Source organism: Wolbachia endosymbiont of Ctenocephalides felis wCfeJ, assembly GCF_012277315.1.
GTDB lineage: Bacteria > Pseudomonadota > Alphaproteobacteria > Rickettsiales > Anaplasmataceae > Wolbachia.
On sequence record NZ_CP051157.1, the window covers coordinates 355,827 to 373,413 of the forward strand.

The following is a 17,587-nucleotide window of genomic DNA, read 5'->3' on the forward strand; positions in this document are numbered from 1 at the left end:
TGGAATAGTATCTCCGAGGTTAGGTACCTAACCTCGCATGCTGATGGTTTAAGACATTAGAGTTGTATAGGCTAAAGTATGCCGAAAGTCAATAATGCTGACTCTGGATTGCATGTTTTTTTCGTATCAAAAAAACTTGTTTTTTGATGTAAATAATTATATATTTTTAATAAATTAGAGTTGTATACAAATGAAGAGCTTAAAGGAATTATCCTTAAGAATTAAGAATATTAGATCTGTACAGAAAACTACAAAAATAATGCAAATGGTTTCTGCAGCAAAGTTATTGCATAGCCAAAAAAAGTTATCAAATTCAAAATTGTATATATCTAAGCTGCATAACATTGTTTCTTCATTAATAATATCAGCCGATCAAGAATTGCTGGCAAAAATTTTAAATATTGGTAACGACAATTATTACCTAGTATTTATTATTGCATCTGATCGTGGCTTATGCGGCAATTTTAATTCCTCTATTATAAAGTCTAGTCAAGAGTATGTAAATAAATTAATCACAAATGGTAAAAGAATAGATATTATATTTCTTGGCAAAAAAGCTTTCGACATAGGTAAAAGTAGATTTGACTCCAGGAGTATTTTAAAAATTGAAAATAGCAAGGGAATTACGCTAAAACATGTGGAGGCTTTGGTTAATAATATAGATCTAAGTAAATACGACAAGGTTAAAGTTTTTTATAACAAATTTTATAATACTTTTACACAAAAGCCAACGTTAGAAACAATAAAACCATGGAGTAAAGACTCATCCTTAGTTGATAGTTCTCTGATTACTCCAACAGCGAATGACAGCTATGAATATGAACCACAAAATACTAAATTTATTTTGCGATCTTTGATCCAAGATTACGTTATATCCGCTCTTTATTCTGCGTTACTTGAGAGTGCAGCAAGTGAGAATAGTGCTAGAATGGTTGCTATGGAATCAGCAAATAGAAACACTAAAGAGATGCTAAATAAGCTAGCATTGCTTTATAACCGTTCTCGTCAAGCAGCAATCACAACTGACTTGATCGAAGTGATAGGTGGTGCAGAATCTTTATAGAAATCTCAAGGGTAAAAAAATGAGTATATTAAATATTGCAGCAGACATAATAAATCTAATAAAAAAGCAAAATCAAGACGCAGAAGTTACAATATATGAAACCAACAAAATCTCAGTTTCTCAACGGCTATCAAAGGTTGAACAAATATCACAATCTAAGAATTGCACAGTAGGCATTAGAGCTATAGCGAACAAAACCAAAGCTGCATATATTTCTACAAATGATTTAAACAATCTTGGTGATACGGTAAGCCAAGTGATAGAAATGGCAAAAAATGCACCGGAAGATCCGCATATTAGTTTTGCTATGTATGGAGATAATTATCCTTCTTCTGCAGATTTAGGTATCCTAGACAATAATGTTGTAACTATTGATAATCTAAAAGAAATTGCTGAAACCTCAGAAAATTCAGCCCTTGCACATAAAGATATTATTAATTCTGAAGGAGCTTATTCTTCATATGCTTTAGTCAACACAGTCTTATCTACTGTTTCTGGTTTTATCGGCTCATTTAGCAAATCAACCTTTGCTAATCAGGTTTCCGTGATCGCCGGAAGAAAAAGCGAAATGAAGGTTGGCTACGACTATGATGTGGCGTGCAACTTCAATGATTTAAAATTACCAGAGCTAATAGGAAAAGAAGCAGCAAAAAGAGCGATTGAGCAATTAAATGCGCGTTCAATTAAAACTGGTAAATTTCCAGTTATTTTTGAAAAAAGGGCAGCAAAAGAGCTAGTAAAGAGCTTTGCTTCTGCTATAAATGGCAGTAACATTATAAGTAATAGTTCTTTCTTGAGAAATGATTTAAATGCTCAGGTTTTTCATGAGAGAATTAACATTGTCGACAACCCACTGCTACCAAGAGGTATAGAATCAAGACCATTTGATGGAGAGGGAATAATAAGTAGGCAGAATGCGTTTGTAAAAAATGGAGTACTACAAAGTTGGATTTTAGATCTATACTCAGCTAAAAAATTAGACTTGGAGACAACTGGAAACGCTACTCGCGCAAGTAATGCAGCAATTATTCCTGCAGCTAGCAATCTCTATGTTGAAAATGGCAATATATCGTTTGAAGAATTAATTGAGGAAGTGAAAGAAGGAGTGTATATAACTGATTTATTCGGGTTTGGTGTTAATTTAATCAATGGTGATTACAGTCAGGGTGCATCAGGGTTTTTTATAGAGAATGGAAAGATAACATATCCAATACACGAGATTACTGTTGCCGGCAATTTAAAAGACATGTTTAGCAACTTAGTTGTTGCAAATGATTTAATTTTCTGTGGGCAATTTAATTCACCAACGATTAAAGTTAGTGAAATGACAGTTGCGGGTTCACTTAATAATTAGAAAATGTAGTTGCATCAAGTACAATAATTATGTATTATAATCGTATAATGTTAGAATAGACTGTGGAGTATAGAGGTTTAGTGTCAATGGCTAAGCTTCAGGTATTTTCAATTGTAATTTCAAAGTTTTTCATCACATTAGTAATGTTAGTTAATAGTTTTAGGAGTTGTTAAAATGGAATTTGGTAATATAAAGTGGTTTAATGCCGAAAAGGGTTACGGTTTTATTAAGCCAGAAGCTAAAGGAAGCGATGTTTTTGTGCATATCAGTACACTAGAGCGTTCAGGAATAAGACCTGATTCACTCAGAGGAGAAAATAAGGAGAAGGGAATAAAAGGAGAGAGAGTCAGCTATGAGCTCAAAGAAGAGCGTGGTAGAAATGGAGAAGAGAAAAAGTGTGCAATAAATTTAAAGTTGCTAGAAAGTTAACCACATTTTGATGGTAAAAATTTCTAATAGAGCTGTGAGCAGCTTTCATGAGATGGATCTTCCGGTTTTGCTCAAACAAGTTCTAGACAAACATAATCTTTTCATTCCAACTCCGATTCAAATCCAGGCAATTCCCTTAGCCTTACAGGGTAAAGATATTCTTGGGTCTGCTCAGACGGGCACTGGAAAAACTTTGGCATTTGCTATTCCATTAGTTGCTAAATTGTTAGACGGGTCTAATGCTAATTCAGCTTTAGTCATTGTGCCAACTAGAGAACTTGCGCAGCAGGTAACGAGTGAAATAAGAAAACTCTTGTTGCAAAATTCCAGGTTAAAAATTGCCTTATTAATTGGTGGTGAGCCTATTTTTAGGCAGTTAAATCAGCTTCAGAAAAAGCCGCAAATTGTAATAGGTACTCCCGGTCGTATTATAGACCATATTGAACGTAAAACTTTAATGGCTCACAATGTCAACACTCTGGTACTTGATGAAATGGATCGTATGTTTGACATGGGCTTTGGAATTCAAATTGAAGAGATTATGAAATATCTTCCAAAAATACGACAAACCCTTATGTTTTCTGCAACTCTTCCTGGTGATATAGTTAAGCTTGCTGAGAAATACCTTGATCGACCAGAACGTGTCTCTATTGAGTATGAAGTTACAATTTCTACAAAAATCAAGCAAGAAATTGTTTATGCCTCAGAACCAGAAAAATATGACAAGCTTATTACACAATTATGTCAACGTAAAGGATCAATCATTATTTTTGTCAAAACAAAGCAGGGAGCTGATCAGCTAGCTAACAAATTGCGCAAAGATAGCTATAGCGCTTTGGCAATTCATGGTGATTTAAGACAGCACAAACGCGAAAGGGTCATCAATTCTTTCCGTCGTGGCCGCAATCAAATTATGGTTGCAACAGATGTTGCCTCTCGTGGTCTTGATATTCCCCATGTTCAACACGTTATCAATTACGACATACCGCAATCACAAGCTGATTATATCCATCGTGTAGGCAGAACTGCACGTGCTGGAGCTGAAGGATATGCGCTATCTTTTATCACACCTCAAGATAAGAGAAGACTACCTGCACTTTCAAATGAAACAGGGGAGCCAAATTTTGATTGTAGTGCACAGTTTAAAAAACGTAGCAGTAAAAAGGTCTGTAAAAGACCAGGTGCATTGAAAACTAAATATAGTAAGAAAAGTATCAATACTTTTAAAGAGAAAAGCAGAGTGTTACGAAAAGTATATCCTTCAGAGATTCAAATATAAAAAGTGGTCTGAAAAATGATGTGCTGGGTAGAGTTGAATTCAGTAGCAAATGAAGAACTAATCAGCACTGATTTATCTAGTTTCGACTACTCTAAGCGCTAACTATTGATTAGAAAGAGAATAGAGAAAAGAAGAGAAATAAGGTAAATTCCAGTATTTTAGTAACAATAGAAGGTCACTTAAAATATAACAGAGTTATGACGTTTTGTGGATGATTATTGTAAAATAATAGATAAAAATTTTGCAATTTGATTTTGGTTATATTGATCACACTTATATTATACCCGAGGTCATGCATAAAATTAACTATATCTTCACTATAACAACCAGTTGCTTCGAAACACAAATAAATAAGGTCTGCTCCATGATTATTGTACAAAGCTACAAGCTTTTCAAAACCTTTCTGGTTATCATGAAAAACTTTATGTCGTTCTTTACCGCCTACCAACAAACAAACATCAAAGCAGAATACTTGAGAGGAGCGCAGGCAAGTTTTAAACAAAATTGCTATCAGAGTGCAGGTAAAAATCGATTGCGTCTGAGTGCTAAGCTAGCTATAGAACAGTATGTGTACTTGCTTGGCAATATTGCTGAGGAACAAGCAAGATAGCTTTAAATAATCTTCTTGTTTTTATAGTTATTTAACTTTTATATTATAGGTTAATATTTCTGATTCATGTAGAGCAGGATGTGTAGGAAAAAAGTTATTGCAATAGCGAGTTTGTTATTTACTGCCTTGATTTTAGTAGTTATAGTTCAAATTTTTATTAGAAGCCAAAATTGTGTCAAAGCTAGTGATCAGGATATCGAAGCACTGTTTGATCGTTGGAATGATTCACTAAAAACAGGCGATGCTTACAAAGTCAATGCAAATTACACTGATGATGCCTTACTACTGCCCACTCTATCCTCTGATCCTAGAGTAACCAGTACTCAGCGTGTTGATTACTTTAAAGATTTTTTGACTAAAAACCCAACTGCAGAAGTTGAGTCACGCACTATAAGCATTGGATGTAATAAAGCTGTTGATACAGGTTTATATACCTTTAAGCTAAAAGATGGAAAAGAGTTAAGTGCTCGTTACACGTTTACTTACAGGTGGGACAAAAATAAATGGCTCATATCATCACACCACTCTTCTTTACCACCAGAACCCTCAGCTTTTTCTGGTAAGGTCAGTTGAAAATTAAGCTCGATTTAACTAGATCTTAGATTGGGTAAAAAAAGATGGTCCTGATAAAACTTACTTGTAGTTAACCTTTCTATATTTGAGCTATTGGTTTGCTTTTTTTTATAACCTAATTTATAGCTTATTGAGTCTTTATACAAACTGATCGTTTTATATACCTTGTTCACTTCCTTAGGATTAGCTACTACAACACATAACCCTGTTACTATAGCAAAAGCCAAAGTAGTAAATACTAAAAAGTTCCTTCCACCGACTTTTTTTTCTTGTGCAGCAGCATGCAGCTCGCCTGACTCTTGTAAATATTCATACCACGTGTGACTGCAGTTTGTGCACCTTACTTTTCTTCCAAACTCACCTATTTGCTCGGAAGGCACTAAGTAAATCTTAGTACAATTATTACATTGTATTTTCACAACACTTATGTGTAAAGTAGTAACAAGCCTAGGTTATATAGAACTGTAAACTTATTGTCAATATGTAGTAAATGGAAAGCTTGCAATTAGATAAGATACAAAACAATGTAGAAAATATTTGGAAAAATAGGAACGAATTTGATAATCACAGTGTAAAAACAGCAGTAAAAACAACAATTGGAGAGGTAATGAAACTTCTCGATAGTGGTAAAATCAGAGTAGCAGAAAAGCTGTCAAACGGAGAGTGGGTAGTACATACGTGGGTAAAGCAGGCAATATTATTACACTTTCTTACTGAGGAAAGCAGAACAATAGGTGATAACAATAGGTGGTTTGATAAGATAAACAATAAGTTTGACGGATGGAATGAAGAAAAATTTCGCCAGTCGAAAATTAGGGCAGTTCCTGGGTGTTTTATCCGCCAATCTGCTTACATAGATACAAATGTTGTTCTGATGCCAAGTTTTATTAACGTTGGTGCATACATTGGTTCGGGTACAATGATAGACACCTGGTCAACAGTTGGTAGCTGTGCACAAGTAGGAAAAGATTGTCATATTTCTGGAGGAGTAGGAATTGGTGGAGTTTTAGAACCTATTCAAGCTTCTCCAGTTATTATAGAGGATAATTGCTTTATAGGAGCGCGTAGCGAGGTGGTTGAAGGTGTTATAATAAGAGAAGGATCGGTTTTAGGTATGGGAGTTTTTATTGGATCCTCAACAAAAATTATTGATAGAGAAACTGGTAAAGTATTTTATGGCGAAGTGCCACCTTACTCTGTGGTAGTGCCAGGATCCACTTTATCTGGAAATAACATTTCAACCTATTGTGCAGTTATAGTAAAAAAAGTAGATGAAAAAACAAGAGCGAAAACTTCTATAAATGAAATATTGAGAGGTTAAGTGTATGGTCCCAGAGTGTGATGGTATGGACTTAGTATAAATAATTCAGGAGATTTTGTCCACTGAGAACATATAAATTCAAAAGGAGTAAGACCGTTAAGAGTTTTGAGTCTCTTTGCATAATTGTAAGCCATGACAAAGTCGTAAAGATGCTTTGTGAGTTGCTGATGTGATCGGTAGTAGTATTTTTTAACAGTGGCATTTTTTAAAGTTTTATTCATACGTTCAACTTGCCCATTCGTCCAAGTATGGCTGATTTTTGTTAGGCGATGTTCAATATTATGTTCTTCACAAACTCTATCAAATATGTGTTGGAAAGATGGCGTTTCTGGTTGGTAAATTGTATACCATTGTCTGTCAAAACAGTGTGGATTTTATATGGTAGAATTTTAATCAAATTACGTAGAAACTCAGCAGCTATGGGTTTTGTAGCACTTTTATGTAACTCAACAACATAGATATCTCATCTGTTCTGACTTCTGCAATGTCAATATAGAAATAGCCTATAGGATATTTCTCGAATTTCTTTTTTGGCTTAGCTTCACCATCAACATCTGGCAATCTGCTAATATCATGTCTTTGTAAACAGAGATGTAGGCTAGAAGTGCGGAATTGTAGACTGCAAGGCATAAAGGCAATCATCCAATGGTAGAAGTGTATGCTTGCAAAATGCAACAATTAAAGCTTCCTCCTCCAGGGTTAATATGGTTGATCTTGGATGCTTTGGACCCATATCAGCGTCTTTAGTAAATGAGCGTTTTCTCCATTTAACGATAGTTTTTAGGTTAAGGTTGTAGTGCTTGGAGAGTTTTGCTATGCTCTCTTTACTATTTTGTATTGCTCTACGCTGTTGTTCTGGTGCACCCATGTAACCATAACTCCTCCTTTGATGGTATCTCTTTTTCACATTTTATCATACCATCACACTCTGGGACCATACATATCTCCATCACATTACTTTTATACTATGCTGATAAAATGCAGATAATGCAACATTTACAGATTAGACAATTGTTAGATAACAGGAAAGAGATGCTGGAAGATACTACTTTTTGCTGTCACTTATTTTATCACTATTATTAACCACAGTGATGGCATACGCACATAAATCAGGAAAGGGGATTCCGTTTTCCTGAGATAATTTATATAATTTTTGTAGACTTTCTTTTACCTTAGTCGGAATATTGCCTCCACGTTCTTTTACGAGCCAGGAATCCTGATGGTGAATTGGATGAGTATCACTTTTTGGGTTTCCTATGTATATTGCAAAAGGCGAAGTTTGCCCTTTGAAATCACATTGCACAGTAAATTTTTTTATAGAATCAGCCATCTAAAAACCTCTAATTCTCTTTTTGGTTGATTTTACAGCAGGTGTAGGAAGTGGTTTCTTTATATCTTGTCTGCTGACGATATTTTCTTTGCCTCCAAGAACTCGAAGGACATCAGCTTTGCTTAGTTGTGATTCTTTCGCTACCTTCATTCCATGTTTCACCATAATATTAGCATAAGCTAACACCTTTTTTACCAGTTCTAGATCACCATCCAGCATTTGAACCAGTGCTTGAAATACCTCCGCCAAAGTTAACCCATCAGCGCTTATGACCTTATTTTCCACAAGATTGATGGCTTCCTCAAACTTGCACTCAATGCTGTTATCTGCGTCCACAAGGGCAATGTTATTAGTATCCTGATCGTCCATAATCGAAGCACCTATTGTTAATAAGCTCTTAAGTTTATACTATACATATAAATACTCCACTACTTTATATTATGACACACTATGGTTAATCATTTATTAATAATATGCTTGCTTATATACATGAATTAATTGATAAAAATCAAGGATCGATATCTATAAGTAGCTTTATGAACGCTGCCTTATATCATAAAGAGTATGGATATTACATGAAAAAACTACCGTTCGGCAGAGATGGCGATTTTATTACAGCACCTGAAATTAGCCAATTATTCGGTGAGATAATTGCAATTTGGGTAATGCATACATGGGAACAATTAGGAAAACCACCAAAATTTTCTTTAGTCGAGCTCGGACCGGGTAAAGGAACACTCATTCACGATATAATAAGAGTCACCAAAAAATATAGGGATTTTTTTAGCTCAATGGCCATTCACCTAGTTGAAATAAGTCCTTCTTTGCAGAGGATGCAAAAGGAAAAATTAAAGGGATTAGATATTAATTGGCACGAGGATATTAATAATTTGCCAAAGCAGCCTACTATTTTTTTAGCAAATGAATTCTTTGATGCTCTTCCGATTGATCAGTTTGTGTATTGTAATGGGAAATGGTACGAAAATAGGGTGATAAAACAGGATAACGAGGTGTCATTCCAGTGCTTGATACTGGAATCCAGAAAAAAGGAATCATGTGTCCCAGCATCAGTTACTCAGGCAACAAATGAAAAACTTTTTAATGGTGCAGTGGTGGAAGTATGTCCAGTTGGAGTCGAAATATTAAAAAAACTTGAAGAAAAAATGGTTAGTTACAGAGGAGCTGCTTTGATTATAGATTATGGCTATGTATCTTCTCCATACAAGAGTACCCTGCAATCGGTGAAACAACATAAGTACGTCAATTCTCTCGAAAATATTGGTAATAGTGATATTACCGCACTTGTGAATTTTCAAGCATTAAGAGATTCATTAAAACACGTAGACTGTGAAATTTTAACTCAAAGGGAATTTTTATACCTTTTTGGTATAAAAGAGAGAACACAGGCTTTAATGGAAAACGTGGGTAATGAACAAAAGAATAGGATCTTTAGTGAATGTCTCAGATTAACTGAAAATATGGGTACTCTCTTTAAGGCAATGCTGATTCGTAGCTAGTTAATATTATGTGCATTCCAGAGCAAATGCCGACTACAGTTCTCGCAACCTCTTTATGCACTCATCTTTTCCAAGAATCACCATGATATCGATAATTCCGGGTGCATCCATTATCCCAGTTATAGGGGCACGTAGTGAGTGGTAAACGTCACTCATTTTAACGTCATGTAACTTTGCAAATTTCTTGATTTGAGAAGACAGAAAGCTCTTGTTCCAATTTTCATTATCAATATTCGAGAGAAACGATGCAAGTAACTTGATTATATCGAGGTTAGATTTGACAATTTGTCTAGCTTCTTCACTTAAATCAAGTGGTGGATCTTGAATATAAAATTTTGCTAAATCCAGTAATTCTGTCAGGTAATTTGCTCTTTTCTTTAGCTCTGTTAGTCCCTGTAATAAATAGTTTTTTTTCTTGTCAGTGAGAGTATTTTCTCCAAGTATTAGAGCCAGAATATCTTCATTACTTATATTATTGATGTAATGGTTATTCAAATGCTCCAATTTTTTGAAATCAAGTTGTGCAGGTGAACGACCGATGCTTTCTAAATTAAACCACTCTACCGCTTGCTCATCGTTAATAATCTCGTCGTTACCGTGGCTCCAACCAAGTCTCAGCAGGTAATTACGCATTGCTTTTGGCAATATTCCCATCTTCTCGTAATCGCAAATGCTCGTGGCACCATGCCTTTTGGAAAGCTTATTCCCATCTTCCCCATGAATAAGCGGCACATGCGCGAAACGTGGAATATTAAAATCGAAAGCCTGATATATCAGCACTTGTTTAAAGGTGTTAGTGAGATGATCTGAACCACGTATTATATCAGTTATCCCGGCATCGTGGTCATCAATCACCACAGCAAAAATATATGTTGGAGTGTTATCAGAACGTAGAATTACTATATCATCAAGTTGGCTGCTATTTACTTTAATTTGACCATATATTTTATCGTCAACAACGATTTCTTGCGAGTCTGGTACTTTAAAGCGTACAACGGGCTTTACGTTTGGTGTCACATTAGTACATTTATGTTTGTATACTTTCCCTTCTTCTCTTGCTTTTGCCTTCTTTTCCGCAACTTCATTCTCAGGGCAGTAACAATAATATGCCCTACCCTGTTTGACTAAAAGATTTGCCACTTTAATGTGCCGCTCTATCCTTTTTGATTGATATATTATTTCTCCATCATAGCTTACACCAAGCCATTTTAGCCCATCCATTATTGCATCGATTGCCTCTTGTGTTGAACGTTTTCTGTCAGTGTCCTCAATCCTCAGCAAAAACCTACCATCATGGTGCTTTGCGTAAAGCCAATTGAATAAAGCTGTACGAGCGCCACCAATGTGTAAAAATCCCGTTGGTGACGGAGCGAATCTAGTAACTACATCTGACATATTCATTTGTTACAGTGACGTAAATGATAATAGCCAAAATTTATGCTTGCAACAATGTGGAATTACTGTAAATTACTAATCCTATGGAGATAAAATTGTATTTATTTTTCATAGATTATGGCGTATAACTTAATATCAATTCAATATAGCGAGGTATGTTGTGGGTGAACCTAAAATAGAAAATTTGCTCTCAAATAATAAAAATAATATCAATTGGTGTTACACAGATCCATCTGATAAGGTGATAGTAAGTGGAGATAATCTCTTACATCTAGCTGCAAGAACAAGAAGCACTGAGACTTTTTTATCTATTTTTAAGAAAAGCGTTGAGAATGATATTCATTTGTTAGAGTACAACGAAAATCATGAAAATCCGTTTCACATAGCAGCAAAATTTAAAATATTACCGAATGTGGTAAGCAGAATATTTGAGTATTTGAATTCGGAAAAAGTAACAAAAGAAAAATCAGAGAGTTTCAAAAGTTACGTCAGAAATGCATTAAGCAACAGATGTGCGTTAAATATCCGCAAGATGACTCCTCTTGATATGGTTAGTAAGGAAGTCCGGGAAGAAGTGAGAGAGATTGCAGGCATAAAAAAAAGTTTTTTATGTAATAGAAAATTTCACTTATGCTTATATATAATAGGAGCTATAGCGTGTATTGCTGCTTTGTGTCTTTCTTTATACTTTCTGTATATGGTTTCTCAAAGCCTTGCATTAGCTTCGGCAGCGACAATAGCTTCTGGTGGGGCTGCATGCCTGTCATTCAAAGCATTTGGTGAGATATATGACTTGAATGACGCAAGCACTCTAATGGAGGGTATCAGTACGGAAATGGCTTCACGTTACACAGGTCCAATTTAGTACATAAAAAGAAAAATCACTTGCAGGCAATGATATAGAAATTTACTTTCTTAACTTAAGAAAGTATAATCACATGATGACAAAAAAGAAGTACAGTAAAGTTTTAATAGCGAACAGAGGGGAAATTGCCTGCAGGATTATTAGAACTGCACGCAAGATGGGTATATCTTGTGTATGTGTGTATTCAGATGCAGACACACATTCTGTACATGTAAGGCAAGCAGATGAGTCAAAATACATTGGCCCTTCGCCTGCTTACCTCAGTTACTTAAACATCGAAAAAATATGTGAAGTAGCAATTGAAACAGGTGCTCAGGCAGTGCATCCTGGCTATGGCTTTTTAGCAGAAAATCCAGATTTTCCACGTGCTTTGCAAAAATACAATATAGATTTCATCGGTCCAAGTACAGAAACAATAGAAGCCACAGCCAACAAGATAACAGCAAAGGAGGCTGCGAGGAAGGCTGGAGTAAATGTAGTACCAGGATATATGGGCAAGATTAACGACACTGCTCATGCAGCTCAAGTTGCTGAAGAGATCGGTTTCCCTGTAATGCTTAAAGCTGCATCAGGTGGCGGTGGTAAAGGTATGCGAATTGTAAATTCCAAAAAGGAAATTGAACTAGCGTTCACATCAGCTACGAATGAAGCAGAAAAAAGTTTTAAGGATGGGAGTATCTTTATAGAGAAATATATAGAGTTACCGAGGCACATTGAAATACAGGTTATAGCAGACAAATACGGGAATGTAGTATGTCTTGGGGAGAGGGAGTGTTCAGTACAAAGGAATAATCAAAAGATAATAGAGGAAACGCCAAGTCCATTCATCAGCGAGAGGGTAAGGCAAGAAATGTATGCCCAATGTGTTTCCCTGACAAATCAAGTTGGCTATTTCTCAGCGGGCACTATTGAGTTTGTTGTAGACAAAGATCAAAATTTCTATTTTCTTGAGGTGAATACAAGATTGCAAGTTGAACACCCAGTAACAGAATTTGTAACTGGAATAGATATAGTAGAAGAAATGATTAGAATTTCCTGTGGAGAAAAGCTAAGGTTCATTCAAGATGACATTAAACTTACTGGCTCTGCAATAGAAAGTAGGATTTGTGCTGAAGATCCATCAAAAAAATTTTTTCCTTCCAGTGGAAGAATAAAATATTACGATAAGCCGAGTGAAAATGATCACGTAAGAGTGGATGATGGAGTTGCCGCAGGTTCGGAAATCAGCATGTTTTACGACTCGATGATTGCAAAAGTAATAACATATGGAAAAGATAGAATAGAAGCAATCAGCAAAATGCAGAAAGCATTATCTGAATGCTATATAGATGGAGTAACAAATAATATAAAGTTTTTAGAATCTATCTTTCACCATCCAAATTTTGTTGCAGCAAAGCTCCACACGAGATTCATTCCAGATCATTACCCCAGTGGGTTCCACAGCGATTTCGTTACAGAAGAGTATATCAAAATATTTATTTTCGCCGCATTATATGTTCACTTAGAAAATGAGGAAAGGTATTACAATAAGTCAATAGATAAAGCATTCATAGTGAGAATAAATGACAACGAGTACTCCATAAATGCGCAATATCAAGATAACACGTTAACAACAGTATATAATCACAGTACATACTCTGTAGTGGGCAAGTGGAAGCCAAGTCGTAGGTTGCTATGTATCACAATTAATGATGACACCGATATAATACTTAAAGTAGAAAGGCAAGGCAGTAAACACTTTATAAGATATGCAGGGATGCAAGCTGAGTATTATGTGTTTAAACCCCATGTAGCTGAATTAAGCAAATTGATGTTAAACAATGAACCGGAAGGGGTTTCAGTAGATGCTGTAAAATCTCCAATATCTGGTTTGTTAGTTAAATTACACGTAAACGTGGGAGATCAGGTAGAGGTAGGACAACCTTTATTCATTGTGGAAGCTATGAAAATGGAAAATATCATATGTGCTGAAGCAGCAATGGTAATTAAAAATATTGCCGTTCAAGAAGGAAAAAATATACAGGCTGGCGATGTGGTATTAGGTCTGCTTTCTTAAGTAACATAAGAAATACAAACCTGATCCAAACAAGATAAATGAAAACATTTGATGAGCTATAGCAATGACCATTGGTATGTGTAACAACAAAGTAACTACTCCTAAGGTTATCTGAGTGATGACAGAAAGCAGCATAATATATACCGGCTTTACACTGGCATTTTTTATTGTAAGTATTGTTGCTAAAACTAATATTAGCAGTGCTAATGCTCGATGTATAAATTGCACTGTTGCTCTATTTTCAAAAATATTTAACCATGTAGGTTGTAAGAAAAATAAATCCTTAGGAACGATTCTCCCGTCCATTAGTGGAAAAGTATTGTAAATTAAACCAGCATTTAATCCTGCAACAAAAGCACCGAAGATTATTTGTATCATGACCAGAACCAAAATAATTACTACATAGTACCTGGTGTTATAACTAACCCTGAGTTTTGTTTGTTTTGGCCTGATTTGGTAGTCAAAGAATTGATATGACAATAATGCAAAGATAACCAATGCGAGCAGCAAGTGAAGTGCAAGTCTGTAGTGACTAACATGAGGTTCGGATACCAGACCACTTTTTACCATATACCAACCAACAAAAGCTTGTAATGCTCCAAACAACAGTACTATAGATAGCCTTATTAATACCTTTTTATATATTTTCTTTCTTAGCATAAAATATATAAACGGCAGAACAAAAACTAAACCTGTTAGCCTTGCAAATAATCTGTGTATATATTCTATTAAGTATATAGCACGAAACTCCTTCATACTAATACCGTAGTTAAACGCTTTATATTCAGGTGTATCCTCATACTTTAACTTTTCCTGCAGCCAATCTTGCTCACTTAGTGGTGGTAGCGTTCCAGTAACAGGTTTCCACTCTGTAATTGACAATCCGGCTTTTGAAAGTCTAGTAAACCCGCCAATTCCTACCATAAAAATTACCATGATAGAACAAAGAAAAAGCCAAATGGCTATGAATTTTGATTGCTTTTGTTCCATAAACCGTGCTGAGTTTTGTTCCATCGCTCAGGATAAAAAATAAATTCCCACAGGGCAAAAAAAGCGGCAACGCTATGTAGCAAGCTATAGACAGGAAAAAGTATTGATACTGTATAAAAATAAGCAGGCATCTTTTGCTGTCTGATAGTTATTATCGAAAAGATCAGGTTAACAATATAAACCACTATGAAGTAGCACAAAAACAGTTCATTTAAAACTTTAGTTAACACAAGTGAAAGTAATAAAAACGGGGTGGTAAAAAACATAAAGGCTGCAGAGCCAACAAAAAGGTTCAATAACAAAACTCCCTTGAGTCCAGTATGTTTGTAAAGTGACTTTATATTTTTTAAATGAACAATGTAAGTTTGCATATAACCTTTAATCCAGCGTGCTCTTTGCTTGATCCAAGCAAACACATTAGTTGGTGACTCTTCCAATGTTTCCGAATCAATAATTCTAGTTCTGTATCCCATTTGTGCGAGCCTCAAGCCTAAATCAGCGTCTTCAGTAACATTATAAGCATCCCAGAAAAGCACTTTCCTCAAAATTTCGACTGAAAAGTGATTACTACTGCCACCCAAAGGTATTGGCATATTCATTTTTTGAAATCCGGGCAATAAATACTGGAACCAGTTCATGTACTCCAGAGAAAAGGATTTTGTAAGAAAGCTGTAATCGTAATTGTAGTAATTTAACTTCGCCTGCACACAGGCTAACTTACTGTCGCCCTTATTAAATTCAATTAGTGCTTTTTTTAGCTGCAATGGGTCTGGCTTATCATCTGCATCATATATTACCACGTACTTTCCTTCGACAGAGCTCATGGCATAATTACATGACTTAGCTTTTGTTCTAGGCAGAGAATGAGGTACTTTGATTACTTCAAAATATTGCGGTAAAGTATGCTCCTCTAAGGCTGCAAGCATTTCCTGATCATCATTTTCTATCAAGAGCTTCACATCTAATTTTGATTTTGGATAGTCCAAACTTTCAATGTTTTTAATCAACTGTTCTATCACTGCATTTTCTTTAAAAGCAGGCAATAAAATAGTATATATAGGAAAACCTTTTTTATTTACCTTATCGCAATCTATTTTGCGATCGGAGGTTCCGTATAAACTAAAAACTGTAGTTATAAATTTGAATAAATAACTAGAACATCCAATTACAAACATAAACATCAAGGCACAGTATGTATATTTCCCTGTTAGTGTTAAAATTGAAGTTATGATAAAAAAGGAAGCAGAAAATATTGCGCTTAGCTTGGTACTCTTGACTGAAAAACCAGGATTCTTGTAATATAAATAATTGCTTGCAAATTCTGAAATACCAAAGTGTAAGTTGAGCAGATCTAAAACCTGTCTGTCATCGGCTTCTATCAATACACAGTCATCACTGTAGTGGGCCTTGATCCAGGTGTTGCCATCTTGACTTACATTTCCAATTATAAAAAAAGTAGTATTATTTAATTTTTGCCAAGGAACTACATTAAATTTATAGTAAAAAGGCTTTTCTTGTTCTTTGCATAAACTGGAATCGATCCTAATTTTTTTTATATTGCTGGCTTGAAGTATTGGCAGTTGTTGCATTAAATCTAATGCAGTTTTTTATTTAAGTCACGTGAAAGTGAAGATATGATCTCGCTACTGCGCTTATCATCCTTATGTTCTCGCATTATTTTTTTTACAGCGTCAGCAGCTATATTTGCTGTATTAGCTTGTAAGTCTCCAATGGCTTTTTCAGCTTGATCAGTGACTTTCTTCAAGCGAGAACGGGTATTATCATCTAATGTCTGGTCCAATAGTTGTCTATTGTGCTTGATAATACTATTAGCCTTATCAAGCGCTTCGTTCATTATTTTATTAACCTCTATATCTAATTTTTTATATTTTTCAGAAGACTCTTTGTAGTATTCCAACATATCTCTTCTAAATTTTTCAATCTCTTCGTTCGTAAGCCTGCTCTTATTACGTTTTTTATTAAGAACGCCTTTTATTAATTTCTTTAATAACCTGTATAAAAGGATAAACCCTACCAAAAAAGCAAGACTAACAATTATTGATGTAGACATAAAAACCTCTAAAATTCTTTGGATATTAAGTTAGCAACAAACTCCTCTTCAATTTCAGAATTGGTTAACTTATTGTAGTAAATTAAGGCAATATCAGTAGCTATTCGCTTTAATTCACTGGTGTACTCAGATTTAAACTTTGATACTTTTTCTTCAATTATCTTACTCATCTTTTTGTCTTCCTCTTCTAATACATCTTTCACACTTGCCCTCATTTCTTCCACTTGGGTAAGTGCATTATCTATAACCTTTTTTGCTTGCGCTCTAGCTTCGTTTAAAATTACATTATATTTAACAGTCTGGTTTTCTACAAGCTTTAGAAGATAGATGGAACTATTAAAAGAATCCAACACTTTCTTACTTCTAATGTTTATTATTTCATCCAGCTTTGGTAAAAATAAATAGCTTACTACAAAAAAAAGTAAAGAGAAAAAAATTAAAAACCAAAAAATTTGAGAAAAGAAAGTTGAAACATCAAGTTGTGGCATACTAAACAACAAATATTAATAACAGTGCAAGCAGAAATGCAAACAATCCCATTGCTTCAACTAAAGCTGCCCCTGTATATACATATTTTTTCATCTTATCTTCTGACTCAGGGTTTCTCGCAAGTCCACTTAACATAGTAGAAAATATATTCGCTACACCAAGACCTGCTCCAAGCATGCCAAGTACACTCAAACCAATTGCTATAAACTTTAAAGCTACTAAATCCATATATTACCTTTAACCAT

At 34.9% G+C, this 17,587-nt stretch carries 18 protein-coding genes and 2 pseudogenes; 9 read left to right on the forward strand and 11 right to left on the reverse strand.

Features of this window, described 5'->3' with window-relative positions; genetic code table 11:
- The first annotated feature begins 190 nt into the window (after window positions 1–190).
- The 4 genes from atpG (at window position 191) to HF196_RS01665 (ending at window position 4,125) form a co-directional block, all read left to right on the forward strand.
- On the forward strand, window positions 191–1,063 hold the full coding sequence (gene atpG / locus HF196_RS01650; RefSeq protein ID WP_168455532.1) for an ATP synthase F1 subunit gamma: 873 nt from the start codon (window positions 191–193) through the stop codon (window positions 1,061–1,063).
- A 19-nt stretch (window positions 1,064–1,082) separates the two neighbouring features.
- The gene (locus tag HF196_RS01655; protein WP_168455533.1) at window positions 1,083–2,417 is read left to right on the forward strand and encodes a TldD/PmbA family protein; all 1,335 of its coding nucleotides are present in this window, start codon (window positions 1,083–1,085) and stop codon (window positions 2,415–2,417) included.
- A gap of 174 nt (window positions 2,418–2,591) precedes the next feature.
- Window positions 2,592–2,846, forward strand: a complete 255-nt coding sequence (locus HF196_RS01660) for a cold-shock protein (protein WP_168455534.1) — start codon at window positions 2,592–2,594, stop codon at window positions 2,844–2,846.
- A 34-nt stretch (window positions 2,847–2,880) separates the two neighbouring features.
- On the forward strand, window positions 2,881–4,125 hold the full coding sequence (locus tag HF196_RS01665) for a DEAD/DEAH box helicase (protein ID WP_168455535.1): 1,245 nt from the start codon (window positions 2,881–2,883) through the stop codon (window positions 4,123–4,125).
- 247 nt (window positions 4,126–4,372) lie between these two features.
- On the opposite strand, the pseudogene HF196_RS06160 reads toward HF196_RS01665, so the two are convergent.
- A pseudogene (locus HF196_RS06160) lies at window positions 4,373–4,612 on the reverse strand (IS110 family transposase); the annotation flags it as partial.
- 201 nt (window positions 4,613–4,813) lie between these two features.
- Between HF196_RS06160 and HF196_RS01675 the strand changes: the two are divergent.
- Window positions 4,814–5,308: an SgcJ/EcaC family oxidoreductase gene (locus HF196_RS01675; protein ID WP_168455537.1), complete on the forward strand. Its 495-nt coding sequence runs from the start codon at window positions 4,814–4,816 to the stop codon at window positions 5,306–5,308.
- A 14-nt stretch (window positions 5,309–5,322) separates the two neighbouring features.
- Here HF196_RS01675 and HF196_RS01680 read toward each other — a convergent pair whose 3' ends face one another.
- Entirely contained in the window at window positions 5,323–5,727 is a 405-nt protein-coding gene (locus tag HF196_RS01680) for a zinc-ribbon domain-containing protein (RefSeq protein WP_168455538.1), read from the reverse strand.
- Between the two features lie 71 nt (window positions 5,728–5,798).
- Between HF196_RS01680 and dapD the strand changes: the two genes are divergently transcribed.
- Window positions 5,799–6,629 (forward strand): 2,3,4,5-tetrahydropyridine-2,6-dicarboxylate N-succinyltransferase, encoded by an 831-nt coding sequence (gene dapD / locus HF196_RS01685; RefSeq protein WP_168455539.1) that lies wholly within the window; start codon window positions 5,799–5,801, stop codon window positions 6,627–6,629.
- Here dapD and HF196_RS01690 read toward each other — a convergent pair.
- From HF196_RS01690 to HF196_RS01700, 3 genes and pseudogenes are all read right to left on the reverse strand, one after another.
- Window positions 6,626–7,497: pseudogene (locus HF196_RS01690) on the reverse strand (integrase core domain-containing protein). The gene dapD and the pseudogene HF196_RS01690 overlap by 4 nt on opposite strands.
- A 177-nt stretch (window positions 7,498–7,674) precedes the next feature.
- Window positions 7,675–7,959, reverse strand: coding sequence for a DUF2610 domain-containing protein (locus HF196_RS01695; protein WP_168455540.1), 285 nt, complete (start codon window positions 7,957–7,959; stop codon window positions 7,675–7,677).
- Entirely contained in the window at window positions 7,960–8,328 is a 369-nt protein-coding gene (locus tag HF196_RS01700; protein ID WP_168455541.1) for a hypothetical protein, read from the reverse strand.
- 104 nt (window positions 8,329–8,432) lie between these two features.
- Between HF196_RS01700 and HF196_RS01705 the strand changes: the two genes are divergently transcribed.
- The gene (locus HF196_RS01705) at window positions 8,433–9,476 is read left to right on the forward strand and encodes a class I SAM-dependent methyltransferase (protein ID WP_168455542.1); all 1,044 of its coding nucleotides are present in this window, start codon (window positions 8,433–8,435) and stop codon (window positions 9,474–9,476) included.
- Window positions 9,477–9,509: 33 nt separating this feature from the next.
- Here HF196_RS01705 and gltX read toward each other — a convergent pair whose 3' ends face one another.
- The gene (gltX, locus tag HF196_RS01710) at window positions 9,510–10,871 is read right to left on the reverse strand and encodes a glutamate--tRNA ligase (protein WP_168455543.1); all 1,362 of its coding nucleotides are present in this window, start codon (window positions 10,869–10,871) and stop codon (window positions 9,510–9,512) included.
- A 160-nt stretch (window positions 10,872–11,031) separates the two neighbouring features.
- Between gltX and HF196_RS01715 the strand changes: the two genes are divergently transcribed.
- Both HF196_RS01715 and HF196_RS01720 read left to right on the forward strand, forming a co-directional pair.
- Window positions 11,032–11,736 carry a hypothetical protein gene (locus HF196_RS01715; RefSeq protein WP_168455544.1) on the forward strand — a complete coding sequence of 235 codons (705 nt, stop codon included), beginning with the start codon at window positions 11,032–11,034 and terminating at the stop codon, window positions 11,734–11,736.
- A gap of 76 nt (window positions 11,737–11,812) precedes the next feature.
- On the forward strand, window positions 11,813–13,792 hold the full coding sequence (locus HF196_RS01720; RefSeq protein ID WP_168456254.1) for an acetyl-CoA carboxylase biotin carboxylase subunit: 1,980 nt from the start codon (window positions 11,813–11,815) through the stop codon (window positions 13,790–13,792).
- Here the strand turns inward: HF196_RS01720 and HF196_RS01725 are convergent.
- Genes HF196_RS01725 through HF196_RS01745 form a run of 5 tightly spaced genes read right to left on the reverse strand, consistent with a single transcriptional unit; the run spans window position 13,775 to window position 17,570 of the window.
- Window positions 13,775–14,806: a COX15/CtaA family protein gene (locus HF196_RS01725; protein ID WP_168455545.1), complete on the reverse strand. Its 1,032-nt coding sequence runs from the start codon at window positions 14,804–14,806 to the stop codon at window positions 13,775–13,777. The two genes, HF196_RS01720 and HF196_RS01725, sit on opposite strands and share 18 nt — an antisense overlap.
- Window positions 14,755–16,362, reverse strand: coding sequence for a glycosyltransferase family 2 protein (locus tag HF196_RS01730; protein ID WP_168456255.1), 1,608 nt, complete (start codon window positions 16,360–16,362; stop codon window positions 14,755–14,757). The genes HF196_RS01725 and HF196_RS01730 overlap by 52 nt, the downstream gene beginning before the upstream one ends.
- A gap of 14 nt (window positions 16,363–16,376) precedes the next feature.
- The gene (locus HF196_RS01735) at window positions 16,377–16,853 is read right to left on the reverse strand and encodes an ATP synthase F0 subunit B (RefSeq protein WP_168455546.1); all 477 of its coding nucleotides are present in this window, start codon (window positions 16,851–16,853) and stop codon (window positions 16,377–16,379) included.
- A gap of 8 nt (window positions 16,854–16,861) precedes the next feature.
- On the reverse strand, window positions 16,862–17,341 hold the full coding sequence (locus HF196_RS01740) for a F0F1 ATP synthase subunit B family protein (RefSeq protein WP_168455547.1): 480 nt from the start codon (window positions 17,339–17,341) through the stop codon (window positions 16,862–16,864).
- Window position 17,342: 1 nt separating this feature from the next.
- Window positions 17,343–17,570 (reverse strand): F0F1 ATP synthase subunit C, encoded by a 228-nt coding sequence (locus HF196_RS01745; RefSeq protein WP_168455548.1) that lies wholly within the window; start codon window positions 17,568–17,570, stop codon window positions 17,343–17,345.
- Between the last annotated feature and the right edge of the window lie 17 nt (window positions 17,571–17,587).